The following is a 25,714-nucleotide window of genomic DNA, read 5'->3' as shown; positions in this document are numbered from 1 at the left end:
CCCGGCGGAAAAAATCGCCGAGTCGGCGTAACCCATGCAGAAATGATGCCGTCGCAGCCTTTGCAAATGGTTGAGATCGGCAGACAAAACAGGTACACGACCAGCCGTGCTGCGCCATACCTTCCTCCATCTGCCCGGCTTGGGGCCGTCCACCGAACGCCGCCTCTGGGCCGCCGGCATCCGCGACTGGGACGCTTTCCTTGACGCCGACACCCCGCCCCTGGCTTCGGCCAAGGCGCCCATGTGGCGCAACGAACTCCTCGAATCCAAGGAACGCCTGGCCGCCGGCGACGCCGACTGGTTTGCTCAGCGCCTGCCGCCCGCCGAAGCCTGGAGGCTGTTCTTCGACTTCAAGGACAGCCTGGCCTGCGTCGATATCGAAACCGACGGCACACCCCAAAACGAAGTCACCGCCGTGGCCCTCTACGACGGCATAAACGCCGCCCGCACCTACGCCCACGGCCAAAACCTCCACGACTTCACCGGCGACATCCTGACCAGCAAGGTGCTGGTCACCTACAACGGCCGCTGCTTCGACGCCCCGGTGCTCACCTCGCACCTCGGCGCAAAACTTCCCAAAGCCCACATCGACCTGCGAAACGTCCTATGCGGTATCGGCATCAAGGGCGGGCTGAAAAAAAGCGAGGAACACTTCGGCATCGACCGGGGCGATCTGGCCGGAGCCGATGGCTACATGGCCGTGCTGCTGTGGCGTGAATACTCCCGCCACGGCGATCCCGCCGTCCTGGAAACGCTGCTCGCCTACAACGCCGCCGACGTCCTGGCCCTGCCCGTGCTGCTGGCCCACGCCATCAATCGGCTGCTGGAAGACACCCCCTTCGCCGACGCCTACGGCCAGGACATCCCCAGCCCAGGCCAAAATCCGCATATCCCCGATCCCGCCGTCCTGCGCCGCGTCTGGCACGAACGCTATCATCATCGTTCATAACTAGGGCGCTGCCCGTGACCCGCCGGGGGGATAATCCCTCCGGACCCCCTGATCGTCTGTGGCGGGCGGGCGAGCGACAAGCGGGAGGGACAGGCGCGGGGGCATGGCGGCTGCGCCGCGTGGGTCGTTGGAATTTCCGGGGCGTCGAGCGCCCGGCTTGCGCCGGGTGCTCGACGCCCCGGAAATTCCAACGACCCGGTTCGCCCGGGGGTGCCCGGTGCGGGAGAGCTTTAGCTGAACATTTATTGCCCAGCCCAGTCATCCTGTTGATCTTCCTCTCTCTCGGGCCAACCGCCCGCCGACCATCGCCTCACCCCCGCCGACCGTCCCCCCATGTCGGGGGTCCGGGGGGCTGAGCCCCCCGGCCGCCGGAGGCATCTTCTCTTCTCTCGCTCTCCATCAACCTACTTAAATCGATCAAACTTCTCGAATTCGGCAAACGCGCTGCGCTTGGCTTTATTCTTCGCCTTGATGTCGTCGAGGATGGAGTGGCTCAGGTCCGAGGCGTCCACGGCTTTGACCTTGCCGCGCGGCATCTGGCCGGGATCGAGGAACTGGCCGCCGAGGTCGGCCAGTTCGTTGACGGTGAGCCGCCCGCCGGGCTGTTGTTGCGGCGGCGCGAGGTAGGGTTGCGGCTCGGGTTCCGGCTCGGGCACGAAGGTGGGCGTGTAGGCGGCCTGCGGCGCGGGTTCGGGCGCGGACGGCGGCGCGGCGGCGGTGAGGGGCTGGCTGGCGGGAGCGGCGGCCTGGGCGGCCAGGGGCGCGCCGTGGGTGACGGCCTGGCGCAGCATCCGCACTTCCGCGAGGATCTCGTTTTGGACTTCGAGGATTTTGAGCAGGATGGTTTCCATGGGGCGGGCTTAGCACGCGCGAAATGGGTGGTAAAGCGGCCCGCCCCGGGAAATGTGGTGGCTCGTTTTTGTTCTGTTTTAGTGGTGGGTTAAGGTTTGGACAAGGCGGCGAGGTTGGGGCCAAGGGAGGCCAGGGCGGCGTTGGCCAGGAGTTTGGCGCCAAAGGGGGTGAGGTGGACGCCGTCCTTGGTGCGGGTGGCTTTGGGGCCGTCGGGGGTGATTTTGGCCTGGGCGTAGCGGCCGGCCGGGTCGGCCAGGGTGCGGGAGACGTCGATGTAGCGGCAGCCGGGCAGGGCGGCCAGTTCCCGGGCGATGACGGCGTTGATGGCGGCCACGTCGGCGTTGAGCTTGGGGTCGGCCATGACCGGCGCGCCGAGCCAGTAGATGCGGGCGCTGGGGTTGGCCGAGCGGGCGATTTCCACCAGCCGGCGCACCCGGCGGCCGTATTCAGCGTCCCAGCCCGGGCGGCCGAAGGCGAGCTTGGTTCCGTCTGGGCGGGCCAGGGTCTGGTTGTCGTTGGTGGCGATCATGACGATGACGGTGTCGGGGGCGTGGGCGGTGGTGAGGGCGGCCATTTCGCGTTCCCAGTTGAAGAAATCGGGCCGGGCTAGGCCGCTGGAGACCTTGCCGCGCGAGGCGAAGGCGGTTTGGGGCCGGCCAGCCAGCATGGGGCGCAGGGCGTCGGCCAAAAACAGCGACAAGGAGTCGCCGGCGACCAGGATGCGTTTGCCGGGTGCGGTGGCGAGCTGGGCCGGGGCGGGCGGCGCAGCGGGCGCGGCGGCCTTGGCCGAGGGGACCGGCTGGGCTGGCGTGGTCTGGGCGGCTGGTGTGGCGGTTCGGAGCGGGGCGGCCGGCTGGGGCGTTGCCGGCGGCAGGGCCTTGCCGCCGGGAGCGGTCGCCGAGGTGGCGGCCAGGATGGCGACGGATTTGGCGGCTGGCGTGTCGGGAGCAGGCGACGGAGTTTTGACGGGTGGCGTTTCCAGGGCGGCGACGGCATCGATCCCGGGGGCGGGCAGGCGTACCAGGCGCAGGGCCGAGGCCTTGGACCCGAGGGGTTCGCCGGGGCGCACGGCCAGCCGGCTGTCCAGGGGATGGCGGGCGGCCTTGTCCACGGGCAGTCGCACGGCGTGTGGCATGACGGCGGCGATCAAGGCGGCGTTCGGGGACTGGTCCGGGGCGTCGAACACGGCGGCCAGGGACGGCCGATCCGGGCCGTGGGGCGGGGCCAGGCCCGGGTGGGTGAGGGCCGGCGCGGCGAGCAGGGCGGCCAAGGCCAGGGCCAGGGCGGCGGCAGGGCGGCGCGAGCGCGGGTGGTCGGAGCGGATATGCTGCATGGTGGTTGCCGGCTGTTTGCCCCAAGCGGGGCATCCGCTCGGGGGCATGACAGGCAAAGCAAGGTCCGGGCCGAAATGCGCGATGGGGCAGTTCTTTGGAATAATGGAGAAAAGCAGCTTTTGGCCGGCGTCAGACCGCCGACGGTCCGGGGTTGGGGCGGTTGGCCGGTTGCCTTTTGGCGGCGGCGCGGCTAGCGTGCGCCACATTTCCCGGAGGTCCCGAGGCGACGCCCTATGAACATCACCAGCTTTGAATTCGCCCTGTTTTTTGCCGCCATCTTGCCGCTCAACTGGCTGCTGCGGCCCCATGCCGGGGCGTATCGCCTGTTTTTGTTGTTGGCCTCCTACGTCTTCTACGCCTCGTTTAACGCCAAATTCTTGCTGATCCTGCTGGTTTTCAGCTTCCTGACCTGGTTTTTCGCCGTGGTCTTCGCCGAAACCTCGGACCAGCGTTTTCGGCGCTTCTGCCTGGTGCTTTACGTCGGCTTTGCCTTGGGGATGCTCGTTTTCTTTAAGTATTACGAGATGCTCTACATTTCGGCGGATTGGCTGTTCCGGGTGCTTTCGGTCAAAAGCCCGGTGCCGCTGCTTGACGTCATCATGCCGATCGGCATTTCGTTTTTCACCTTCCAGGGCATGTCATACGCCATCGACGTCTACCGCGACCCGATCAAGGTCGAGCGCAGTCTGGTGGAAGTCTTCTGTTTCATTTCCTTTTTTCCGACCATCCTGTCCGGCCCCATCCTGCGGGCCGGCAATTTCCTGCCCCAGCTCAAAAAGGAGCGGGTGGGGCAGCCGGATTTTTCCCGGGCCTTTTATCTGCTGATCCGGGGCCTTATTAAAAAGATCATCATTTCGAGTTACCTGTCCGAACACATCGTGCGCACCACCTTCGGCGCGCCCGAGGGCTTCAGCTCGGCGGCGGTCCTCGTCGGCATCCTGTCCTATGCCGCCCAGATTTATTGTGACTTTTCGGGCTATTCCGATCTGGCCCAGGGCGTGGGGCTGCTCATGGGCTTTGACATCCCGGACAACTTCAACGCCCCGTACACGAGCTTGAGCCTGCGCGATTTCTGGCGACGCTGGCACATCACCTTCTCCACCTGGCTACGAGACTACCTCTATATTTCCCTGGGCGGCAACCGCAAAGGCACCGTGCGCAAGTACGCCAACCTCGTGGCTACCATGGCCTTGGGCGGGCTGTGGCACGGCGCGGCCTACAATTTCCTGGTCTGGGGCTTCATCCACGGCTTCGGACTGGTCATCGCCCATTTCGTGGGTTCGCTGCGCCCGACCCGGGCGGCCAAGCCGGCTGCTCCGGCGGCGGGCGACGCCAATGTCCCCTCGGGGCCGGGCTTCTTCGGCGGCCTGTGGAACGCGGTCTGCTGGGTTTCAACCTTTGCCTACGTCAACGTGGCCTGGGTGTTTTTCGGGGCCGAGGACGCCGGCAAGGCCGTGGACATCTTGAAGCGCGCCGTGGCCCTGGATCCTGACGGCGCGGGTTTCCGGCCGACCTGCCTGGTCCTGGTGGTCCTGGTGTTGGGGGTGCAGTTGCTCAATTTCACCGGCCGCGACGTCTTTCGCAAGAGTTTCGACTGGATGCCGTTTCCGCTCCAGGGCGCGGCCCTGGGCGTGGCTGCGGCCTGCATCTTGAAACTCGGCCCGGACGGCGTGCTGCCGTTTATCTACTTCGCCTTCTGATTTTTTTCTTCCGCCATCGGTCTGGCGGGGCTGGGCGGGGACATGGCCGCCAAGTCCCGCCAGTCCTCGTTTTGCGGCCGCCGTGCCCGACAGCGGGGCAGTCGCCCGATCCTTTCTCTCTGCATTTTTTCCTTTTTTTTCCGATAAGTGGATGAATCTGGTATTTATCTTGAAAGGAGCATCGCGTTCTGCTAGTGTGCAGACTCAGGATGGGAACGCAGCTTCGGCGGCGTCGTCCACAGATAAGCGCCCGAAATCGTTGGGGAACGAAGTCCGTAGGAGGCTTGGGCGCAGATCCGGACGAGGCTTTATGGGACGCCGGCTGTTTGAGAAACTCATACCATCCAGGGTCGCGTTTCTTACATTATCATGCCGTTACCGGGACTTGGCGGGCGCGATGGGGGTCGCGCGGCGCGGGGCCGGGCCGGCACTGAGGTGTTGTGTATGCGAAGCCCGAGTCAGGTCCTCCTCCTGGCCGTACTGATCGTCTCCTTGATTCTCCCTCCCGGACTGCCCGTGGCGGGCGCGGCCAAGGTCGATCCCGGCGCGCCCAAAGCCAAGCGTATCCTGCTGGTGGGCGATTCCTTGTCCATTGGCCTGGGCCAGCAGATGGAGACCGCTTTCGCCGGCAAGCCAGCGGTGCGTTTCGCGTACCTGGGCAAGGTGTCGAGCGGTCTGGCCAATCCCTCGTTTTTCGACTGGGAGGCCAATCTCGACGCCCAGGTGAAGGCTCATCATCCCGATGTGGTCATGATCATGCTCGGAGCCAATGACGACAAGCCCCTGCCCACGCCCTCCGGGCGCAGCGCGCCGTACAAGTCCGCGTCCTGGGACGTCGAATACGCCCGGCGCGTGGCCCGGCTGCACGCCATCGCCAAAAGCGAGAACCCCGCCGCTGCCGTGTACTTGATCGGCGTGCCCATTATGGGCGACGCCGCTTTCGACGCCGGCATGGGCCATGTCAACGGCGTGCTGGCCAGGACCGCCGCCAGCTTGCCGGACTGCGCCTATATTAACGTTCGCGACGTCCTGGCCGACGCCTCCGGGGCCTACGCTCCGGTGGCCCGCACGGCTTTGGGCGCCACTGTCAAGCTACGCGCCGACGACGGGGTGCACATCTCCGCCGCCGGCTCGCGCCTGCTGGCTGCCCGGCTGATCGAAACCGTGGCCGAACCCTCGGGCCTGCCCCGGGGCGAACTGCTGGCCGCCATTGAAAACCGCGATCTGACGCCCATGGCCCGCCCCGGCCGTCCGGCGACCCCGTCCGTGACGGCGGTCGCTTCCGCGACGGCCCCGGCTTCGGCCCCGGCCGTTGCCGCCGCCGAGAAGCCGGCCGCCCCCGTGGCCGTTGCCGCCGCCGCCGTGGCGGCCAAGCCTGTAGCCGCCCCGGCCGTGCAGGTCGCCCAGGCGACCGCCGCGCCCAAGGCTCTGTCCTCGGCCGCTGCGCCGGCCAAGGGCGCCGCTCCGGCTGTCCAGCCGACGCCTGCTCCGGCCGCCGCCGCCAAGGCCGCCGCGCCGATCCAGGTCGCCGAGGCTCCGACCAAGGCCGCCGCCTCGTCCGTCGATCCCATGGGCCGCCCGGCCGCGCCGGCTCCGGTGGTCGCCACGCCGGCTGTGGCTCCCGGCGTCAGCTACGCCGTGGCCGACGGCGACACCCTGTGGTCCGTGGCCAAGCGCCTGGGGGTGTCCGCCGACGCCCTGGCCGCTGCCAATCCCGGCGTCGATCCCCGTCGCATGAGCATCGGCCAGCGCCTGGCCGTGCCGGCCGGGGTGGACCTCGCCCAGGTCACCAAGGCCCAGATCCGCCCGAGCAGCCCCACCGCCGCGACCAAGGTCCACACCGTGGCCGACGGCGACAACTTTTGGTCCGTGGCCCGCCAGCACAGCGTCACCGTAGCCGCGCTCACCGAAGCCAATCCCGGCGTCGATCCCACCCGGCTGCGCATCGGCCAGCCCCTGGCCCTGCCCGCCGCCGCCTCGGCCACGGCCGCCCGGCCGGCCGCCGGCAAGCAGCACGCTGCCCTGGACGGGGCTGGCTATGTGGTGGCCGACGGCGACAACTTCTGGTCCATCGCCAAGCGCCTGGGCGTGTCGGCCGACGACCTGACCCGCTTAAACGCCGGCCTTGACCCCCTGCGCCTGCAGCCCGGACAGGTCCTGGCCGTGCCGGACAACGCCCGGGCCGAGGCCCTGGCCGCACCCGCTCCGGCCGCCGCCGAAACCCGGACGGTCAGCGACGCGGGGCTTTATCCCGTGGCCCCGGGCGACACCCTGTGGGGCCTGTCGCGCCGGTTCGGCGTCTCCCTGGAGGAGATGCTGGCCGTCAACGGCGAGGTCGATCCGTCGCGGCTGCGCGTTGGCCAGCTGGTCACCGTGCCTGCGGAGGGCGGCCTGGCCAGCGCCGAAATGCTGCTCTTCCCGGTCTCGGCCGGCGATAGCCTGTGGAGCATCGCCAAGCGTTTCGACGTCAGCGTCGAGGCTTTGACCGCCGCCAATCCCGGCGTCGATCCGTTGCGCCTGCGCGAGGGCCAGACCCTGCGCGTGCCGTCGTCTCTGGCTGCCGTGGCCGCTTCCGGCGCGCCGGCCAAGGAAGCTTCGGCCAAGGCGGCGTCCGTGGCCGCGCCGGCTATCCTGCCGGCCGAGGCCCAGGGCGGGACTGTCCCGGCCGCCACCCCGGCGCCGACCGCAGGTCCGGCCCATGCCCCGGCCCGGCAGCACGTCATTTCCGAGGGCGACAACCTCTGGAAGCTCTCGCGGGCGTATGGCCTGAGCGTCCAGCGCATCCTGGCCGAGAACAGCGGGCTGGACCCCATGCGTCTGCGCGTGGGCACGGTGTTGCAGTTGCCCGTGGGCGTGGCCTCCATGGCCGCCCGCTAGTTTCGTGCGCGGCAAAGCCGATTCGCGGGTGGGCGTGATGGTGTTTTGAACAGGCTGTTGTGTTGGCTAGAATGTGTTTTCCGTTTGCGATTGCCCGAAGATGGCCTGACGCCATTTGACCGGCGACCCTCGGCCGGGTAGAGAGGAAAAAACAGGTTTGTCGGCGGAGTCGGCCATGGGCGGAAAAATCTGGGACGTCATGGGGAGCAAGGCCGGGTATACCCTGATGATGGACACCCTGGACAACATCCGGGAAGTCGCGCCCACCACAGCCTTCGAGCGCGGCGACGCCATCGACCTTGTCTACACGGGGCCCAGCACGCCCCGGAGCGGCGAAGCCCAGGCATTTGCTTCGGGCGTGGGGTCGCTGGCGGATAAAAAAACCTGACCGGTCGGGCGCGCTCCGGCAGTTGACGTGAGCACTGCGGCCGGCGCATTGGTGGAAATCCCGAAGATTTGCGAGGTTGGGCGACAGCCTGGGTTTTTAGGGCAGGCACCGGGCTTTTCCTGCAGAAGTATTCCCGGCCCGCGCCATAGGCGCACGCCGGGAGCGCGACACGAGGCGACGAACCGAACACGCCGTGCGCCGGGGCCTGCTCCGACGACGCGGCAGGGAGCAACGCCATGAGCGCCATCACGTTTTCCAATCCCTTAAGCGCCGAGGTCGCCGGCGGCATCGTGACCAAGACGCTGGACACCTTCAACAGCATGCCTTCCTCGTCCGGCGCATCCTCGGCCGGCGACGCCGCGCCCTTCGACAAGCAGACCTTTGGCGCGGCTGTGGTGGAAAAAACTTTGGATTACATGAACTCCGGCTCCTCGGGGGCGACCGCCTCAAACGACATGAGCCAGACCTACCAGTTTTCCAAGGACGTGCTCGGAGCCTACGCCTCGGGCATAGGCACCCTGGCCGACGCCGACGTCTGAGGCCGGCCGGCGGGGAATGCCGTCGTGGGCGCTGCGCAGAACGCAGGCCCAGGCGAGGCGGCGTTGCCCCGGGAACGGGGCCTGGCGCTTCCACTTCCAGCACGGCGGCCCTGGCCCTGGGGAGGGCGGCCGGCCCTGCGGTCGAGAAACCTGGGTCTGCCCCGGTGTGGTTGACCGGCAAGGGCGATACATGGCGCACCAAAGGGCGAAAGCCCGGCGGCCTGTGTTTTTTGCGTTTGGATATGTCGAATGCCACAATAACGACAGGGGCTTGGCCCCTGTTTCTGCGTTTAGGAGCACCTGTGCGCAAACTGCTTCGCGTTGATATCACCGTGCCCGGCGGCGGCGAAACCGCCGAACTGCTGGAAGCTTGGCTGGCCGGCCGGGCCGCCCAGGGCTGGGAAGAGGCCGTCCTGGAGGACGGCGAGACCGTCCGCTTCCGCGTCCACATGGAAGACGCCCCGCCGGCCCGGGCCTTTGCCGAGGAAGTCGCCGCCGACTGGCCGGACCTGCCCCGGGAAGTCTCCACCCTGGAAGAAGAGGACTGGGGCGCGGCCTGGATGGCCTTTTTCACGCCCATCGAGGTCGGCGGCGTCTACGAGATCCTGCCGCCCTGGATGGCCGACCACGACACCGGCGGCAAGAAGCCCCTCCTCATCGAACCCAAGATGGCCTTCGGCACCGGCCACCACCCCACCACGGCCCTGTGTCTGGAAGCCTTTGCCCAGGCCCAGACCTCGGGCTGGCTGACCCCGTCCATGCGTTTTCTCGATCTCGGCACCGGCTCGGGCATCCTGGGCATCGGGCTTTGCCGCCTGGGGCTGACTGGCGTGGGCCTGGACATCGACCCCCAGGCCGTGTGGTGCGCCGCCGACAACCTGCGCTTAAACGGCGTGGAAGGCGCCATGTCCCTGGCCGTGGGCGGGGTGGGGAGCCTGGCCCCGGACAGCCGCTTCGAGGTCGTGGCCGCCAACATCCTGGCCGCGCCGCTCATGGCCATGGCCAAGCTGCTCACGCGCCACGTGGCCCAGGGCGGGATGCTCGTCCTGTCCGGCATCCTCGAAACCCAGGCCAACGACGTGGCCGCCGCCTACCAGGCCACTGGCCTCGGGCAGCCCGTGCGACGGGTGTCCGGGGAATGGGCCTCGCTTTCCTGGCAGTGATTTACATTCCCCCAAAAGGGGATTATGGGGACGCTTTCCGCGTTTGCATCATCCACCTCAAACCGTCTTCAAGGCACAAGCCATGCACCTGAAAAAACGTGTTCTCGTCACCGGCGGCGCCGGCTTTCTCGGTTCGCACCTGTGCGAACGCCTGCTCGCCCAGGGTTGCGACGTCATCTGCCTGGACAACTATTTCACCGGCTCCAAGCAAAACGTCGCGCATCTCCTCGACAATCCGAACTTCGAGCTGATGCGCCACGACGTCACCTTCCCCCTCTACGTGGAAGTCGACGAGATCTACAACCTGGCCTGTCCGGCCTCGCCCATCCACTACCAGCACGACCCGGTGGCCACCACCAAGACCAGCGTGCATGGCGCCATCAACATGCTCGGCCTGGCCAAGCGCCTGCGGGCCAAGATCATGCAGGCCTCCACTTCCGAGGTCTACGGCGACCCGTCGGTGCATCCCCAGCCCGAATCCTACTGGGGCAACGTCAACCCCATCGGTTTCCGCTCCTGCTACGACGAAGGCAAGCGCTGCGCCGAAACCTTGTTCTTCGACTACCGCCGTCAGCACAACCTGCGCATCAAAGTCGCCCGCATCTTCAATACCTACGGGCCGAGAATGCATCCCAACGACGGCCGCGTTGTCTCCAACTTCATCATCCAGGCTTTGCGCGGCGAGCCGCTGACCGTCTACGGCCAGGGCCAGCAGACCCGGTCGTTTTGCTATGTTGACGACCTCGTCGAAGCCTTCCTGCGCCTCATGGATACCCCCGACGACTTCACCGGCCCGGTCAACACCGGCAACCCGGGCGAATTCACCATACTGGAACTGGCCAAGCTGGTCATCGAATACACCGGCTCCAAGTCGATCATCGACTACCGCCCCCTGCCCCAGGACGATCCCAAACAGCGCCGCCCGGACATCACCCTGGCCAAGGCCAAGCTTGGTTGGGAACCCAAGGTTGCCCTGCCCGAGGGCCTTAAAAAGACCATCGAATACTTCGATGCCTTCCTGCGCCAGGCCTAAGCCAGCGAAACGGAATCCCGGATGACGTATGACGCCGACAGCCGCCCCGCCTCCCGGCGGGGCGGCAAAATTTCCCTTGTGGTCCCGGTCTACAACGAAGGCCCGGGGCTTTATGCCCTGCGCGACAGCGTCACGGCGGTCATGGAGGCCACGGCCTACGATTGGGAGTGCATCCTGGTCGATGACGGCAGCCGCGACCGCTCTTGGGCCGTCATTGAAGAGCTGTCCGCCGCCGACGGCCGCTTCAAGGGCCTCATGTTCTCGCGCAACTTCGGCAAGGAGATGGCCCTGACCGCCGGCGTGGAGCACGCCATCGGCTCCGACGCCGTCATCTGCCTCGACGCCGACCTCCAGCATCCGCCCGAGATCATCCCCGAGCTTTTGGCCAAGTGGGAGGAGGGCTACGACATCGTGGCCACCATCCGCGAAAAGGTCGCCGACTACTCCCTGGTCAAAAAGATGGGGTCCAAGGCCTTTTACTGGTTCATGCGTCGGTTCACCGATCTCGATTTGCCGCCCAATTCCACCGATTTCCGGCTGCTGGACCGCAAGGTGGTGGAGACGCTGTCGCAGTTCACCGAAGGCTCGCGCATGTTTCGGGGACTTATCGACTGGATGGGCTATAAAAAGACCTACATTTCCTTTTGCGCCCCGGCCCGCAGCCAGGGCGAGCCGGCCTATTCCGTCAAGAAGCTTTTTGATCTGGCCATCAACAGCTTCACCTCCTTTTCCCTGGTGCCGCTGCGCCTGACCGGCTATCTGGGGCTTTTGATCATGGCCGTCACCGTGCCGGTGCTGGGGCTTATGGTCGTCAGCAACTGGTTTTTCGGGGCCAACATCACCGCCTTGGCCTTTTTCACGGTCTTTAATACGCTTTTAATCGGCATCGTGCTGTGCGCTTTGGGCATGATGTCGCTGTATATCGGCCACATCCACACCGAGGTGGTCAACCGGCCCCTCTACATCGTGCGCTCCCGCGCCGGAACCTGGGACGAGACGCAGTGAGTCCGACGCCGCCGCTGTTTTCCATCATCATTCCGTTTAGGGCCCCCGGCCCTTACATCGAAGAGAGCCTGCCTCATCTGCTGGCCCTGGCCGAAGCGGATTTCGAGGTCATCCTCGTGCCCGACGGCCCCATGGACGTGGCCGCCCTGACGGCCGATCCCCGGGTGCGGGCCATTGCCTCGGGGCCGGTGTCGCCAGCCGTCAAGCGCGACCTCGGCGCGGCCGCCTCCCTTGGGCTTTACCTCGCTTTCATCGACGACGACGCCTATCCCGAACGCGGCTGGCTCTCCATCGCCCGGGCCGCCTTCGAGGGCGATCCGACCCTGTCCGCCGTGGGCGGACCGGCGGCCACGCCCCCGGACGATCCCTTCTGGGCCAGGGCTTCGGGCGCCGTCTTTTTGAGCCGCCTCACCGGCGTGCCCGAGCGCTACCGCCCGACCCCGCCCCGGCGGGAGGTGGACGACTGGCCCACGGTGAACCTCATCGTGCGGCGCGACGCCTTTTACGACGTGGGCGGCTTCGACACCGCCTGCTGGCCCGGCGAGGACACCAAGTTCTGCCTGGATCTGGTCCACAAAAAGGGCGGGCGCATCCTCTATCTGCCCGAGCTATTTGTGTGGCACCACCGCCGGCCGGGCCTGGCCAAGCACCTGCGTCAGGTCGGCAACTACGGCCTGCACCGGGGCCATTTCGTGCGGGTGCATCCCGAAACCTCGCGCCGCCCGTGTTATTTCATCCCCTCGGCCTGGGTGCTCTTTCTGGTCCTGGCCCTGGGCTACGGCTTTTTTTACGTGGCCGACGGGAGCTCGCCCTGGCCGTTTCTGGGCTGCCTTTTAAGCCTGGGCTTTGCCGCCTACGGCTGTTTCCTGGCCGCCGTCTTTTTCGATCTCACGGTCCTTCGCCGCGAGCCGGCCCTTGTGGCCCTAGCCGCTTTGCCTTACGTGGCGCTCACCCACGTTTGGTACGGCGTCCGTTTTCTCGTAGGCCTTTCCCGCAAAACGCTGACCAGCTCCCTTGGCAGGTGATATGAAAGTTTCCGTGGCCTATCCGCCGCTGTCCTCGGACAAAGGCACGCCGCTTCTGTCCCAGAACCGGCAGTTCCAGTGGTTCACCAACCCCACCTACATCTACCCCATGGTGCCGGCCTATGCCGCCAGCCTCATGGCCTCGCGCGGGCATACCGTCACCTTTGACGACGGCATCGCCGACGAGATGACCTACGAGGCCTTCAAGCGCGATCTGGTGGCCAAGGCCCCGGATGTCATCGCCATGGAGACCAAGACCCCGGTGGTGACCCGGCACTGGAAGATCGTGGCCGACTTCAAGGCGGCTTTGCCCGGCGCGACCATCGTGCTCATGGGCGACCACGTCACCGCGCTTCCCCGCGAAACCATGGAAAACTGCCCGGTGGACTACGTCATTTGCGGCGGCGACTTCGATTTCATCCTGGCCGATCTGGTCGATCATCTCGACGGCCGGCCCGTGGCCCTGCCGGCTGGTGTCTGGCGGCGCGAGAACGGTGAAATCGTCGACGGCGGCCTGGGGAACCTCACCCACAACCTGGACGAGTTGCCCTACATCGACCGCGAACTCATCAAGTGGAAGCGCTACGCCTTTAAAAACGGCAATTTCAAGTACACCCCCGGGGCCTATGTCATGGCCGGGCGCGACTGCTGGTGGGGGCGTTGCACCTTTTGCAGCTGGACGACCCTGTTTCCCGGCGCGACCTACCGCACCGTGTCCCCGGCCCGCCACGTGGCCGAGATCGAGCGGCTGGTTGCCGACTACGGCATCCGCGAGATCTTCGACGACTCGGGTTGCTTCCCGCGCGGGGCTTGGCTGGAGGAGTTCTGCAACCTTCTTATCGCCAAGGGCTTGCACAAGAAAGTCGTCATGGGCTGCAACATGCGCGTGGGCGAGCTGACCCAGGCCCAGTGGAATCTGCTGAAAAAAGCTAATTTCCGCTTTATCCTGATCGGCCTGGAGTCCATGTCCCAGGATACGCTCAATCGTCTCAAAAAGGGCATCAAGGTCTCCCAGATCGAGGAGACCGTGCGCATGGCCAAGAAGGCCGGCCTGGAACCCCACATCACCACCATGGTGGGCTACCCCTGGGAAACCCGCGAGGACGCCCGGCGCACCGTGGATTTCGCCAAGTCGCTGTTCTCGCGCGGCCTGCTCAATACCTTGCAGGCCACCATCGTCGTGCCCTATCCCGGCACGCCGCTTTTCGAGGAAGCCAAGGCCAACGGCTGGCTCACCACCGAGAACTGGGATGACTACGACATGCGCGACTCGGTCTGGAAAAGCCCCATCTCCTCCAGCGACGTGTTGCAATTCAAGGACGAGTTGTATAAAGCCGCCCTCACGCCGGCGTTCATCGCCCGAAAGATCCTGAGCATCCGGGACCTCGACGACATCAAGTTCCTGGCCCGGGCCGCTTCCAAGCTCATCGGACACCTGCTCAACAAAAGCCGCGCCAAATCCTGCGGCTGCAAATAGGCAGCCGCCGACCCGCCATCCACCATGTCAAAGACGCGCATACGCTTTACCGGCCACGGTCGCCTGTCCGCCGGCTCCAGCCGGCCCGGAGTCCCGGCATGATCCGCGTTTCCGTGGTGGTCACCACTCGAAACGAGGCGGCCAACATCGGCAATTGCCTGGCTTCGGTGGCCGGCCAGGACTTCCCCCGGGAAGCCCTGGAAATCATCGTCGTGGACAACGCCTCCACCGACGACACCAAGGCCATTGCCCGCCGTTTCACCGACCGCGTCTTCGACAAAGGGCCGGAACGCTCTGCCCAGCGCAACTACGGCATGCTCGACGTGGCCGCCGGGGAGTACGTCATGTTCCTCGACGCGGACATGATCCTGTCGCGCACCGTGGTGCGGCGTTGCGTGGAACTCCTGGACGCCTCCGGCCACGTGGCCCTGCATGTGCCCGAGATCGTGCTCGGCACGGGCTTTTTTCCGTCGGTGCGACGTTTCGAGCGCAGCTTCTACGACGGCACGGTCATCGACGGCGCGCGGTTCATGCGCCGTGACGCCTTTGCCGCCGTGGGCGGGTTCGACACGTCCCTGACCGGTCCCGAGGACTGGGACCTGGACAAGAAACTTAAAGGCATCGGGACCATCGGCCTCCTGTCGCGCTACGATTTCGACGCGGTGGACGCCTATGTTTCCGGGTTGCCCGCTGCGGGCATTCCCGATGCGCTCGTGGGCTTCGAAGCGAAAAGCGGACAGGACGTGCCGCTGCTGTTTCACAACGAAGCCGCCTTTCACCTCGGCCGCTACCTGAAGAAGAAGACGTATTACACAGGCAGCGCCGAAGCCTACATCGCCAAATGGACCCGGCAGGACCCGGACATCGCCCGCCAGTACGGGGCGTTCTACCGGTTCGTTGGCGTATTCGTCGAACAAGGCCGCTACCGCCGGCTCCTGGCCCATCCGGTCAAGGCCTGCGGCATGTATTTCCTGCGTTTCCTCGTGGGCGCCCTGTTTTTGGCCAGAAGATCACGCCAGGCCCCAAGCGCGTAAGCCGCCCCCGAAACTCGCACCCAATCGCCAACAGGAGAGATCCCCGTGGCTGTCGCCATCGTTACCGGCTCCGCCGGCCTCATCGGTTCGGAAACCGTCAAGTTTTTCTGTGACAAAGGCTTCGATGTCGTCGGCATCGACAACAACTTCCGCAAGACCTTCTTCGGCGAGGACGCTTCCACTGAGTGGAACCGCCAGCGCCTGGAAGCTTCCCACAAGAACTACACCCACTACGACGCCGACATCCGCGACCACGAAGGCATCTCCAAGATCTACGGCCGCTACGGCAAGGACATCAAGGCGGTCATCCACTGCGCCGCCCAGCCCTCCCACGACTGGGCCGCTTCCGACCCCTACATGGACTTCACCGTCAACGCCAACGGCACCCTGGTGATGCTCGAGAATTTCCGCGCCCACTGCCCGGACAGCGTGTTCATCTTCACCTCCACCAACAAGGTCTACGGCGACACGCCCAACTACCTGCCCCTGGTGGAGCTTGAAACCCGCTGGGAAATCGATCCGTCCCATGCCTACAACGACGGCATCGACGAGACCATGTCCATCGACCACACCAAGCACAGCCTGTTTGGCGCGTCCAAGGTGGCCGCCGACGTGCTGGTCCAGGAATACGGCCGTTACTTCGGCTTCAAGACCGGCGTCTTCCGGGGCGGCTGCCTCACCGGCCCCTCCCACTCCGGCACGCGGCTGCACGGGTTTCTCTCCTATCTCATGCGCTGCTGCATCACCGGCAACAAGTATTTCATCTACGGCTACAAGGGCAAGCAGGTCCGGGACAACATCCACTCCTACGATCTGGTCAACAGCCTGTGGCACTTCTTCGAGAAGCCCCGCGTCGGCGAGGTCTACAACATGGGCGGCGGCCGCTACTCCAACTGCTCCATGCTCGAAGCCATCCACTTGTGCGAAGAGATCACCGGCAAGAAGCTCAACTGCGAATACGACGAGACCAACCGCATCGGCGACCACATCTGGTGGATCAGCGGCCTCAAGAAGTTCGAGCAGCACTACCCCGACTGGAAGATGACCTACGACGTGCCCCGCATCCTCAAGGAAATCTACGAGACCCAAAAAGACGTTGTCGAGACGGCTTAAATCGAAGATGCCTCCGGCGGCCGGGGGACATGATGCCCCCCGGACCCCCTCTATTGAGGCGGGGTTGCGGCCGAAACGGCCGCAACCCCGCCTCTTCAGTTGATTCCCGAAGTGGAAGTACGGTATCCCCCATTGATATTTTGGGGAGAGGAAGGTGGGGACCCATGCCAGGGTTTTCCCTGTTGCTGCGGGCCGCTTGGCCCGGGGTTTCCTCCCCCCGGGGCTTCGCTTCGTTACCCGAAGGAGTTGATATGCAGACCATGTTGGTGACCGGCGGCGCCGGATTCGTGGGCAGCAATCTGGCCGTGGCCTTCAAGCGCAAATATCCCGAGCGCACGGTCATCGTGCTCGATAACCTCAAGCGGCGCGGTTCGGAATTCAACGTGCCCCGGCTGGTGGCCGAGGGCATCCGGTTTATCCACGGCGACATCCGCAATCCCGAGGACATGGAGTTCGACGACAAGATCGACGTGCTGCTGGAATGCTCAGCCGAGCCGTCGGTGCTGGCCGGCTTTGGCGGTTCGCCCAAGTACCTCATCAACACCAACCTGACCGGCACCATCAACTGCCTGGAAGTGGCCCGTAAAAACGCCGCCGACGTGGTGTTTCTCTCCACCAGCCGGGTCTATCCCTACGATCCCATCAACGCCATCGGCCTGCGCGAGGAAGAATCGCGCTTCGTGTGGCAGGCCGGGGACGGGCCGCGCGGCTGGAGCGAAGCGGGCGTGGACATCGACTTTGACTTAAACGGTCCCAAGTCCATGTACGGCGCGACCAAGCTCTGTTCGGAATTCGTGCTGCGCGAATACGAAGCCATGTACGGCGTGCGCAGCGTCATCAACCGCTGCGGCGTCATCGCCGGTCCCTGGCAGTTCGGCAAGGTCGACCAGGGCGTGTTCTCGCTGTGGGTCCAGGCCCATTATTTCAAACGCAAGCTCTCCTACATCGGCTTTGGCGGCCTGGGCAAGCAGGTGCGCGATCTGCTCCATATCGACGACTTGTTCGATCTGCTCGATCTGCAGCTGGCCGACCTTGAGAAAGCCAAGGGCAAGGTGTACAATGTCGGCGGCGGCAGGGAAACCAGCCTGTCGCTTCTGGAGACCACCCGCCTTTGCGAGCAGCTCACCGGCAACGCCATCGAGATACGGCGCGATCCGGTCAATCGGCCGGCCGATCTGGCCATCTACATCGGCGACAACCGCCGGGTGACGGCCGACTATGGGTGGAAGCCCAAGCGGAGCGCGGAAACGGTCCTGACGGACCTCTTTGACTGGGTCCGCGACAACGAAGCGAGCCTGCGCACGCTCTCCGGCCTCTAAAGCCCCCCCGGATCAGGGGCGCCGTTTGGCCGGTTGCGCGGGCCGCCGTCCACGGAGGCGGACACATGGCGCAACGTAAGGTCGACCATAACCGGATGCTGGCCGATGCCCGCACCATCCGGGAGAACATCAGTCGCGCCCGGGGGTATCTGCGGCGCGACGACTTCTACCGCTGCATCGAGGCGGCCAACGACGCGCTGGTGCTCAAATCCACCAGCTCGGCCCTGGGCATGGGCCGGTCCGAGGTCGATCTGCTTTTTGTCGAAATGTGCGACGATTTCAGCCGCCACCCGCGCGTGATCGCTTTCCTGGAAAGCCTCGGCGTGTGTGGCGGCCCGTTTTTGCGCTACAAGTCCGGCGATGAGACGCTGCTGATTAAAAAACTCACGGCCTTTCGCCTCAAGATGGAAGAGCTGGAGGAGCAGGCCGCCGCCAAGGAAGAAAAGCGCCGCAACGCCCAGCGCGAGGAATGGCTGGCCCTGGGCCGGGAGTGCCTGGACCAGAAGAGCTTCCCCAAGGGCAAGGTCTACCTGCGCCGGCTGGTGGAAAACTACGGCGATGAGCCGGGCATGATCCGCGAAGTCGGCAAGCTTTTCGCCGACGCCGGGCTGTTGCCCGAAGCCTCGGAAATGTTCATGCTGGCCATCGAACGCTTCCCGTCCGACCAGCAGGCCTGGCGCATGGCCATCGACGCCTGGGACGCCCTTGGCGAATTCAAACAGGCCGAAGCCCTCTACCTCGACGCCGTCAAAACCTTCGGCGGCCACCCCATGACCTTCCTCAACATCGCCAAGTTCTATATGAAATGGCACAAGAAAGACGACGCCTACGACTACGCCCAACGGGCCTTGGACCTGGACGCCACCTTGGCGGAGGCCAAGGCTATTCAGGACGCGATTGAGAATCGTTGAGAGAGAGGGGCGAGAAGAGAAGGGCGGAGAAGCGGAAGATGCCTCGATTGTAGGTGTCTATTGCCAGAATAGATCTGAAAACATCCTCACTGAGCGCCCCGATTATACGAATCCATTGCCAGAATGGATCGAAAGACATCATTATCGATAGCCATAAAGCTTCCTCCATAAAGGAGTATTTCTTCTGGTTTCTACGAAATCAGCCAAGCATCAACAATTTAATTCCCTCTCTTGAATAATAGCATAGAGTAGTCTAGCTTGTTAGTAAAAGGAGTGCTTAAAGCGCCTGCATTACCAGCGTTTACGTACTTGCTCATATGATAAATCCATGGCAATTTTTCTTCGATCCCTGCTCTCGTCACGTCATCCATCGTCATCTCAATCCAGGCCCCCTTAAATCGATATCCTGGACCGAAGACGGTCGCGAACTCGTCAGGCATAACAACTTGGACCGTATAAGGGTCGGCGAGATCGCCAAATGTGACCATGGTAGGGATGAGGTCGCCATGGAGTTCGGCCCGCCCTTCCCAGGTGCGCGCCCTCGTATAGGACTGACCATTGTCCCCACCAAGCACCTCCGACGGCAACCGCGACAGCCGACCCTCATTGGCTCCAGTGGGACCGAAGCCTAGGGTAGCAATAACATTTTTCCCTTGGCCAAGATCAAGAAAAATTGCCTCTCCCTCGACGCGGATGATTATGGGAGAAGCACTCGGGTTCCAATGGACAAACTTCGGCGTAATAGTCACCTGGACAACATTCGATCCTGTCTTTAATCCTTCTGGCGTTTCAACTTCAATAATTATTTTATATTTTATAACTGTTGTCGTCAGCGCATCGCTCACGATCTTTCCGCTCGATACGAACAACCTCGGGCCGGCAACGAGAATGAGGATTGTCAGAAAAATCCATCGCAACAAAGAGACGCGCCAAAACAAAAGCATTGCTATAAATGAAAAGATAGATATGGCAATCTGGGCGTGAAGGCCAATAATGGTATGCAGCAGCGCTGCATACATCCAGATATAACTTACGAAATCACTGCCCTGTAACATGCTTACCAACGTCGTTGCGGCAAGTTGTTGTCTACCGCAGTATTATAGAGTTGCGCGACCATTTTTGCCTGAGCCCCCCGGTGAGCCAGTCCCATGTCTCATACATTCCAAGCGTCTCCACGGGCATCAGTTGCCCATGGAGCTTCGTTTTGACCTGCCCGTATCTAAACCTTCGAGGATTGGATACAGGAAATACTCAATGACGCGGCGCTTGCCAACAGTGATTTCAGCGCAAAGGGTCAGGCGGGGATGCCCGGAAAGCCGGGCGGCAGATTCTTGAGCTCCGCGCAGGAGGCGGGCGGGAGGACGATCCTGGCGCGAACGGTCAGCGTGTCGCCCAGGGCCTGTGTTTGTGGAAGATGTCCTGCTGATGGTCTTGACCGTTGCGCTTCTCACGCCATGCTTGTCATTTTCCGATGCAGAACCGGTCGAAGACGGCGTTTAGGACGTCGTCGGGCGTGGTCTCGCCGGTGATGTCGGCGACCAGCCCGGCGGCCGTCTCCAGGCGCACGCCCATGAGGTCGTAGGGGATGCCTGAAGCGATGTCCTCGGCCAGGGCGGCCAGCTCGGCTCGAGCCGCCGACAGCGCCGCCGCTTCGCGGTCGCTGGGGGCCGGCGTGTCCGGCTCGGGCGGGCCGTTCTCGGCGGTCAGCATGGCCCGGATGGCGGCCACAAGACCGGTGAGGCCGTGGCCGGTGCGCGAGGACACGGCCACGCCACGGATGCCGCGCCCGGCAAGCGCGGCCAACGGCGCGGGTTCGGCCGGCGGCAGGTCGGCCTTGGTGGCGACGGCCAGCACCTTGCCCGGCCCCAGTTCGGCCAGCACGGCCTCGGCCTCGGGGTCCGGGGCAAAGGGCGTGGAGCCGTCCACCACGTACAGTCCCAGCGTGGCCCGCCGGGCCTTTTCCAGGCCGCGCTTCTTGCCCATGTCCTCGATGGCGTCGTCGGTGGCCCGCAGCCCGGCCGTGTCGGTCAGGCGCACGGGCAGGCCGTCGAGGTCGAGGCTCTCTTCCAGATAATCGCGGGTGGTGCCGGGAAGCGCCGTCACGATGGCCCGGTCCGTGCCGAGCAGGGCATTAAATAAGCTCGACTTGCCGGCGTTGACCTTGCCGAAAAGGGCCACCGTCGCGCCTTGCCGGTAGGGCGCGGCCCGTTGTCCGGCTTCGAGCAGGGCGTCGATGCGGGCAACAGCCGCTGCCACGCCGTCGGCAAAGGCCTCGCGCGGCAGGCATTCCACTTCCTCTTCCGGAAAATCCACGGCCAGGCAGATGCCGGCCAGGAGATCGGCCAGGGCCTGCCCCAGTTCCCGGGCCGCCTCGCCCATGCCGCCGGTCAGGCGGTTTAGCGCCAGATCGGCCTGGACCGCGCCCCGGGCGGCGATGAGTTCGGCCACGGCCTCGGCCTGGGACAGGTCCAGCCGGCCGTTTAAAAAGGCGCGCTTGGTGAATTCCCCGGCTTCGGCCGGCCGCGCGCCCAGGGCGTAAGCGGCCCCGAGCACGGCAGCCAGCACGGCCGGGGAGCCGTGGCAGAAAAGCTCGGCCGTGTCCTGCCCGGTGTAGCTGCCCGGGCCGGGCATGAAGGCGGCCATGCCCTCGTCGAGGAGCCTGCCCCCGGGCGCGTGAAAGGTCCCGTGGTGCAGGCGGTAGGGCCTAAGGCCCGAAAAGTCCGGCCGTGGCGACCGGAAGAGCTTCTCGGCAATGTCCCGGGCGGCCGGGCCGCTGACGCGAATAATGCCGACGCCGCCGCGACCCGGCGGGGTCGCGACGGCGGCGATGGTGTCGGAAGGCTTGGGGCGCATGGGGCGTTAGGCGTCCGGTCCGGCCGGACAGGCCGGCGTTTCCAGAAGCTTTTCAATGGCCCGGCCCATGCGGCGGATGCCTTCCACGATGCGCTCGGGTTCGGCGTTGGAGAAGTTGAGCCGCATGGTGCGCTGGCCCGAGCCGTCCACGAAAAACGGCTCGCCGGGCACGAAGGCGACCTTTTCCTTGATGCACAGGTCAAACAGGGCAAAGGCCGAGCAGCCCTCGGGCAGAGTGACCCACAGGAACATGCCGCCCTCGGGTTCGGTGTACGCCACGCCTTCGGGGAATTCGGCCTTGATGCGTTCGACCATGAGATCGCGCTGGGCCCCGTAGGCGGCCTTGATGGTGGCGATATGGGCGTCGAGGTCGTTGTCGGCCAGGTACTGCACCAGGATGCGCTGCACCAGCGTCGAACAGTGGAGGTCGGAGGCCTGCTTGGCCGTGACGAGCTTGGGCAGGGAGTCGGGATCGGCCACCACCCAGCCCAGGCGCAGGCCCGGGGCGGCGATCTTGGAGAACGTGCCCAGCAGATAGCGGTCCTGGGTCATGAAGGCTGACACCGGCGGCAGGGCTTCGCCCATGAAGCGCAGTTCGCCGTAAGGGTCGTCCTCGACGAAAACCGCGTCGGACACGCGCATGGCCTCGGACACGGCCCGGCGGGCGGCCAGGGAATAGGTCAGGCCCGAAGGATTCTGGAAGTTGGGAACGGCGTAGAACATCTTGGCCCGTTGCCGGGTGAGCACGTCGGTCAGGCGGTCGATGTCCGGGCCTTCGGGCCCCAGCGGCACGCCGGCAAAGGTCGGTTCGAAGACCGAGAAGGCCTGGATGGCCCCGATGTAGCCGGGCAGCTCCACGCCGACCACGTCGCCGGGGTCGAGAAAGACCTTGCCCAAGAGATCCAGGCTTTGCTGGGAGCCGTTGGTGATCAGGATCGTGGCCGGATCAATGTCCAGGCCGCGCTTTTTTTTGTAGCGGTCGGCGATCCACTGGCGCAGGGCCGGTTCGCCTTCGGTGACGGAGTATTGCAGGGCGGCGGGGCCGTTTTCGGCCAATACCCGGGCGGCGGCGTCGGCGATGGGGCCGGTGGGAAACAGGTCGGGCTTGGGCAAACCGCCGGCAAAGGAGATGATGGACGGATCGGCGGTGACCTTGAGGATTTCCCGGATGAACGAGCGGCGCACCTGGGACATGCGTTTGGCGAAAGCGGGCACGGCGTGAGCCTCCTTGGGTTGGTGGAGGGCCGCGACGTTCTGGCGGGCGACAGGCCGCCAGACGCGGCCGGTCGCCCCATGCTAGCCTGAAAGGTTGCCCGAGGAAAGATTTTTCCGCGTCCCGGATCAGGCTCCCGGGATGGGGCCGCCCAGTACGAACTCCAGCCGGACCAGGGCTTGCTGTTCGGCCAAGAGCGCCTGGTTGTGGCGCAGCCGTTCGCGCAAAAGCTCCAAGGATGCCTCCAGGGCGGTCAGCTCCGAAAGCTGCATGGCCCCGGCGTAGGTTCCGGCCCACTTGGCCGCCCGGGCGGCCGGCGGCAGCACGCCCGTTTCCAGGGCCTCGGCCGTGGTCCGGGCCAATCCGGCTTCCTCCAGGGCGCGCAGGGCCTCCTCGGCGGCCCGCCCCCTGGCCTCCTCCACCAGCCGGGCGGCCTGCCGCCGCAGGTGGTCGGCCTTGGCCTTTTGGGCCTGGTTCTGGTCAAAAAGCGGCAGCCGCACCGACGCGCCCGGGCCGACGGTGCGGTTGCTCTCGATGTCGAGGTCGTAGCCCAGGCCAATGTCGAAGTCCTTAAGCCACCGGATTTTTTCCAGGGCTACGCCGCTTTGGGCGGCCTTTTCGGCAAAGATCGCGGCCTGGACGGCCAGATTGTGGGCCTTGGCGTAGGCCGAGGCCTCGCCGGCTGGGGGCAGGGGCACGGCCTTGGCCGGAACTTCGCCGGCGATGTCCAAGGGCTGGGCCGGGTCGAGGCCGGTCAGCCGGGCCAGCCGGGCCTTGGCCACCTGGAGCCTAGCCCGCAGTTCGGCGGTTTCCAGGCCCGCCTTGGCCGTGCCGGCTTCCAGAGCGGCCACCCGGGCGTCGTCGGCCAGCCCAAAGGATCGGTAGTATTTGGCGGCCTCGGACAGTTTCTTCACCTGTCCGGCCACCTCCCCGCCAAGGGTCAGGGCGCGCTTGGCATAGGCGACTTCGAGCCAGGCCAGCCGGGCTTCCCGGGCGATCTCGCAGGCCCTTAGTCCCACCAGCAGGATGTCGCGTTCGAGTTCGGCCTGGGCCTTGGCCGTGCGGTCCTTCACCTGGGCCAGATCGGACACCGAGGTCATGGCCGTGGCCGCCAGACTGCCCAGGGGACCGCCGGCGAATAGCGGGAACCCGAACAGCACGGCCAGGGACGGATTCTGGGGCAGCCCGGCCTGGACCACCTCGGACCGGGCCACGCCGATGTCCTCGAACCGGGCCTGGACGCCGGGGTTGTTGACCAGGGCCAGACGCACGGCGTCGGAGAGCGTCATGCCCCGGGCGGCCACGGCGGCGGCTTGCCCGGCCACGGCCGCGTCGTCCTCGGGGGTGCGCCGCCACAGGGGCTGGACCCCTTCGCGCTCGGCCACCAGGGCTGCCATCTTGGCGAAATCGGCCTGGGGTTCCACCTTGGCGCAGCCGGCGGCCAGGAACACGAGCAGCACGGGCAAAAGGGCGCGTCCCATGGCTAGTTGCCTCCGTGGCCTTGGTGGCTGTCATGTCCGGCGTTGGCCGGAGCAGGCTGGACGTGGCCGTCGTGTCCGGCGTTTGCCGGGGCTTGTCCGTCGAGTCCGGTTTGGGGCGGGGCGTGTCCGGCGTCGTGCCCGCCCTGGGCCGGGGCGACCTCGAAGAGCATGGTCATGCCGCCCATGGGCATCACGCCCATGGGCACGGCGGCGTGGGCGTTCACGGTGTGGTGGAGCTTGTGGCAGTGCAGGTGCCAGTAGCCGGGATAATGGAAGGTGAATTCCACGTCGCGTACGGTTCCGGGAGCCACGTTGACGGTGTTGCCCGGCCACTGGGCCGATTCCGGGATGGGGCCGCCCTCGGTGCCGGTGACGCGCCAGGTGACGCCGTGGAGGTGGATGGGGTGGGCGTGCATGTTGGACAGGTTGGCGATGCGCAGGCGCACGGTCTGGCCGACCCTGGCCGTCAGCACGTCGGTGGACGGCGCGGCCTTGCCGTTGATGGTGAACCAGTTGGGGTCGGTGGAGGTCACGTCCACGTGCTCGTTGCCGGGATAAAAAAAACATTCCTGCAACAGCAGGCCGTAGTCGCGGTCCACCCGGCGCGTGCCGTCGGCCGGATGGCTGATGAAAAAGCCGCCCAGGCCCATGCCCACCTGCTTTTTCTCGTTAAACGAGGAGTGGTACATGAAGGTGCCGACCTGATTGACGGTGAATTCGTAGACGTACGTCTGGCCCGGGCGGATGGGCGGCTGGGTCAGCCCCCCGACGCCGTCCTGGTCGTTGGGGATCTCCAGGCCGTGCCAGTGGATGCTGGTGGCCTCGGGCAGCTCGTTTTTGACGATGATCCGCACCCGGTCGCCCTGGATGACCTCGATGGCCGGGCCGGGCATGGAGCCGTTGAATCCCCAGAGCTTGACCGGTTTGGGGATGTCCATGCCGTGCATGGCCCCCTTGGCCTTGTGCCAGCGGTCCCACAGCGAACCGGGACGCGGCGGCCCGTCCAGCAGCAGCCGGGTCACGGGCTGGGCCGTCAGACGAAAAACCTTGACGTCGCCGTCGCGCTCGTAGCCCAGGCTGGGGATATGGGGTGTGATGACCTCTCCCTCGCCCTTGCCGGTAAGCGGCGGGGGCGGGGTGATAGCCACGGCCGGATCGCGCCAGGGAAAGATCATGCCGCCGTGGCCGCCGTGGCCGCCGTGTCCGCCGTGTCCGCCTGGTCCGCTAGGTCCGGGCGGCATGGCATGGCCGGCGTGGGGATCGGACTTGGCCAGGGCCGGGGCGGCGGCCAGCACCGGGGCCAGGGCGGCCAGGGAGAGGAAGCGGCGGCGCGCCGGCCGCGCGGCGGCCGTGTCGTCGGGCGTGGTATCGGGCGTGTCCGGGCGACGCGGCAGCCAGGAAGCGAGACGATAGAAAAAACCGGCCATGGGAACTCCTTGCCTGGGACG

Annotated in this window: 21 protein-coding genes; 14 read left to right on the top strand and 7 right to left on the bottom strand. The window is 65.6% G+C overall.

Annotation, left to right across the window (positions count from 1 at the left end):
- The first annotated feature begins 106 nt into the window (after nucleotides 1-106).
- On the top strand, nucleotides 107-949 hold the full coding sequence (locus DMR_RS17935; protein WP_015862458.1) for a ribonuclease H-like domain-containing protein: 843 nt from the start codon (nucleotides 107-109) through the stop codon (nucleotides 947-949).
- A gap of 404 nt (nucleotides 950-1,353) precedes the next feature.
- Here the strand turns inward: DMR_RS17935 and DMR_RS17930 are convergent, their stop codons facing one another.
- The gene (locus DMR_RS17930; protein WP_015862457.1) at nucleotides 1,354-1,800 is read right to left on the bottom strand and encodes a hypothetical protein; all 447 of its coding nucleotides are present in this window, start codon (nucleotides 1,798-1,800) and stop codon (nucleotides 1,354-1,356) included.
- 89 nt (nucleotides 1,801-1,889) lie between these two features.
- Entirely contained in the window at nucleotides 1,890-3,134 is a 1,245-nt protein-coding gene (locus DMR_RS17925; RefSeq protein ID WP_043601049.1) for a DUF459 domain-containing protein, read from the bottom strand.
- A gap of 234 nt (nucleotides 3,135-3,368) precedes the next feature.
- Here DMR_RS17925 and DMR_RS17920 point away from each other — a divergent pair, with 234 nt between their 5' ends.
- The 13 genes from DMR_RS17920 to DMR_RS17860 all read left to right on the top strand — a co-directional run bounded on the left by DMR_RS17920 (nucleotide 3,369) and on the right by DMR_RS17860 (nucleotide 18,719).
- Nucleotides 3,369-4,835, top strand: a complete 1,467-nt coding sequence (locus DMR_RS17920) for an MBOAT family O-acyltransferase (RefSeq protein ID WP_015862455.1) — start codon at nucleotides 3,369-3,371, stop codon at nucleotides 4,833-4,835.
- A 444-nt stretch (nucleotides 4,836-5,279) separates the two neighbouring features.
- Nucleotides 5,280-7,712, top strand: coding sequence for a DUF459 domain-containing protein (locus tag DMR_RS17915; RefSeq protein ID WP_043601046.1), 2,433 nt, complete (start codon nucleotides 5,280-5,282; stop codon nucleotides 7,710-7,712).
- Between the two features lie 175 nt (nucleotides 7,713-7,887).
- The gene (locus DMR_RS17910) at nucleotides 7,888-8,100 is read left to right on the top strand and encodes a hypothetical protein (RefSeq protein WP_015862453.1); all 213 of its coding nucleotides are present in this window, start codon (nucleotides 7,888-7,890) and stop codon (nucleotides 8,098-8,100) included.
- A gap of 236 nt (nucleotides 8,101-8,336) precedes the next feature.
- On the top strand, nucleotides 8,337-8,639 hold the full coding sequence (locus DMR_RS17905; protein WP_015862452.1) for a hypothetical protein: 303 nt from the start codon (nucleotides 8,337-8,339) through the stop codon (nucleotides 8,637-8,639).
- A gap of 302 nt (nucleotides 8,640-8,941) precedes the next feature.
- Nucleotides 8,942-9,802: a 50S ribosomal protein L11 methyltransferase gene (locus DMR_RS17900; RefSeq protein WP_015862451.1), complete on the top strand. Its 861-nt coding sequence runs from the start codon at nucleotides 8,942-8,944 to the stop codon at nucleotides 9,800-9,802.
- A gap of 82 nt (nucleotides 9,803-9,884) precedes the next feature.
- A complete protein-coding gene (locus tag DMR_RS17895; RefSeq protein WP_015862450.1) occupies nucleotides 9,885-10,835 on the top strand; it encodes a UDP-glucuronic acid decarboxylase family protein in 951 nt (316 codons plus the stop codon).
- Between the two features lie 21 nt (nucleotides 10,836-10,856).
- Entirely contained in the window at nucleotides 10,857-11,840 is a 984-nt protein-coding gene (locus tag DMR_RS17890; RefSeq protein WP_015862449.1) for a glycosyltransferase family 2 protein, read from the top strand.
- Nucleotides 11,837-12,865 carry a glycosyltransferase gene (locus DMR_RS17885; protein WP_015862448.1) on the top strand — a complete coding sequence of 343 codons (1,029 nt, stop codon included), beginning with the start codon at nucleotides 11,837-11,839 and terminating at the stop codon, nucleotides 12,863-12,865. The genes DMR_RS17890 and DMR_RS17885 overlap by 4 nt, the downstream gene beginning before the upstream one ends.
- 1 nt (nucleotide 12,866) lies before the next feature.
- Nucleotides 12,867-14,342: a B12-binding domain-containing radical SAM protein gene (locus DMR_RS17880; RefSeq protein ID WP_015862447.1), complete on the top strand. Its 1,476-nt coding sequence runs from the start codon at nucleotides 12,867-12,869 to the stop codon at nucleotides 14,340-14,342.
- Between the two features lie 98 nt (nucleotides 14,343-14,440).
- Nucleotides 14,441-15,376: a glycosyltransferase gene (locus tag DMR_RS17875; RefSeq protein WP_015862446.1), complete on the top strand. Its 936-nt coding sequence runs from the start codon at nucleotides 14,441-14,443 to the stop codon at nucleotides 15,374-15,376.
- 45 nt (nucleotides 15,377-15,421) lie between these two features.
- Entirely contained in the window at nucleotides 15,422-16,489 is a 1,068-nt protein-coding gene (locus DMR_RS17870; protein WP_015862445.1) for an NAD-dependent epimerase/dehydratase family protein, read from the top strand.
- Nucleotides 16,490-16,740: 251 nt separating this feature from the next.
- The gene (locus tag DMR_RS17865; RefSeq protein ID WP_015862444.1) at nucleotides 16,741-17,808 is read left to right on the top strand and encodes an NAD-dependent epimerase/dehydratase family protein; all 1,068 of its coding nucleotides are present in this window, start codon (nucleotides 16,741-16,743) and stop codon (nucleotides 17,806-17,808) included.
- A gap of 65 nt (nucleotides 17,809-17,873) precedes the next feature.
- Nucleotides 17,874-18,719, top strand: a complete 846-nt coding sequence (locus DMR_RS17860; RefSeq protein ID WP_043601043.1) for a tetratricopeptide repeat protein — start codon at nucleotides 17,874-17,876, stop codon at nucleotides 18,717-18,719.
- A 218-nt stretch (nucleotides 18,720-18,937) separates the two neighbouring features.
- Here DMR_RS17860 and DMR_RS17855 read toward each other — a convergent pair whose 3' ends face one another.
- The 5 genes from DMR_RS17855 to DMR_RS17835 form a co-directional block, all read right to left on the bottom strand.
- Nucleotides 18,938-19,774, bottom strand: a complete 837-nt coding sequence (locus tag DMR_RS17855) for a hypothetical protein (RefSeq protein ID WP_015862442.1) — start codon at nucleotides 19,772-19,774, stop codon at nucleotides 18,938-18,940.
- 406 nt (nucleotides 19,775-20,180) lie between these two features.
- A complete protein-coding gene (gene mnmE, locus DMR_RS17850) occupies nucleotides 20,181-21,572 on the bottom strand; it encodes a tRNA uridine-5-carboxymethylaminomethyl(34) synthesis GTPase MnmE (protein ID WP_015862441.1) in 1,392 nt (463 codons plus the stop codon).
- A gap of 6 nt (nucleotides 21,573-21,578) precedes the next feature.
- Complete coding sequence (locus DMR_RS17845; protein WP_015862440.1) at nucleotides 21,579-22,787, bottom strand: PLP-dependent aminotransferase family protein; 1,209 nt, start codon at nucleotides 22,785-22,787, stop codon at nucleotides 21,579-21,581.
- A gap of 126 nt (nucleotides 22,788-22,913) precedes the next feature.
- The gene (locus tag DMR_RS17840) at nucleotides 22,914-24,266 is read right to left on the bottom strand and encodes a TolC family protein (RefSeq protein WP_015862439.1); all 1,353 of its coding nucleotides are present in this window, start codon (nucleotides 24,264-24,266) and stop codon (nucleotides 22,914-22,916) included.
- Between the two features lie 2 nt (nucleotides 24,267-24,268).
- Entirely contained in the window at nucleotides 24,269-25,693 is a 1,425-nt protein-coding gene (locus tag DMR_RS17835) for a multicopper oxidase family protein (RefSeq protein ID WP_015862438.1), read from the bottom strand.
- Nucleotides 25,694-25,714 lie beyond the last annotated feature (21 nt).

This window comes from Solidesulfovibrio magneticus RS-1, from assembly GCF_000010665.1.
Lineage (GTDB): Bacteria > Desulfobacterota > Desulfovibrionia > Desulfovibrionales > Desulfovibrionaceae > Solidesulfovibrio > Solidesulfovibrio magneticus.
The sequence above is the reverse complement of the archived record's forward strand: the minus strand, read 5'-3'. Positions and strand labels throughout refer to the sequence as shown.

Bases quoted from the DNA above. Each gene is read 5' to 3' on its own strand.
- DMR_RS17930 (WP_015862457.1), bottom strand. From the start codon at position 1,800: ATGGAAACCATCCTGCTCAAAATCCTCGAAGTCCAAAACGAGATCCTC.
- DMR_RS17925 (WP_043601049.1), bottom strand. From the start codon at position 3,134: ATGCAGCATATCCGCTCCGACCACCCGCGCTCGCGCCGCCCTGCCGCC.
- DMR_RS17920 (WP_015862455.1), top strand. From the start codon at position 3,369: ATGAACATCACCAGCTTTGAATTCGCCCTGTTTTTTGCCGCCATCTTG.
- DMR_RS17915 (WP_043601046.1), top strand. From the start codon at position 5,280: ATGCGAAGCCCGAGTCAGGTCCTCCTCCTGGCCGTACTGATCGTCTCC.
- DMR_RS17910 (WP_015862453.1), top strand. From the start codon at position 7,888: ATGGGCGGAAAAATCTGGGACGTCATGGGGAGCAAGGCCGGGTATACC.
- DMR_RS17905 (WP_015862452.1), top strand. From the start codon at position 8,337: ATGAGCGCCATCACGTTTTCCAATCCCTTAAGCGCCGAGGTCGCCGGC.
- DMR_RS17895 (WP_015862450.1), top strand. From the start codon at position 9,885: ATGCACCTGAAAAAACGTGTTCTCGTCACCGGCGGCGCCGGCTTTCTC.
- DMR_RS17890 (WP_015862449.1), top strand. From the start codon at position 10,857: ATGACGTATGACGCCGACAGCCGCCCCGCCTCCCGGCGGGGCGGCAAA.
- DMR_RS17880 (WP_015862447.1), top strand. From the start codon at position 12,867: ATGAAAGTTTCCGTGGCCTATCCGCCGCTGTCCTCGGACAAAGGCACG.
- DMR_RS17875 (WP_015862446.1), top strand. From the start codon at position 14,441: ATGATCCGCGTTTCCGTGGTGGTCACCACTCGAAACGAGGCGGCCAAC.
- DMR_RS17865 (WP_015862444.1), top strand. From the start codon at position 16,741: ATGCAGACCATGTTGGTGACCGGCGGCGCCGGATTCGTGGGCAGCAAT.
- DMR_RS17860 (WP_043601043.1), top strand. From the start codon at position 17,874: ATGGCGCAACGTAAGGTCGACCATAACCGGATGCTGGCCGATGCCCGC.
- DMR_RS17855 (WP_015862442.1), bottom strand. From the start codon at position 19,774: ATGTTACAGGGCAGTGATTTCGTAAGTTATATCTGGATGTATGCAGCG.
- mnmE (WP_015862441.1), bottom strand. From the start codon at position 21,572: ATGCGCCCCAAGCCTTCCGACACCATCGCCGCCGTCGCGACCCCGCCG.
- DMR_RS17840 (WP_015862439.1), bottom strand. From the start codon at position 24,266: ATGGGACGCGCCCTTTTGCCCGTGCTGCTCGTGTTCCTGGCCGCCGGC.
- DMR_RS17835 (WP_015862438.1), bottom strand. From the start codon at position 25,693: ATGGCCGGTTTTTTCTATCGTCTCGCTTCCTGGCTGCCGCGTCGCCCG.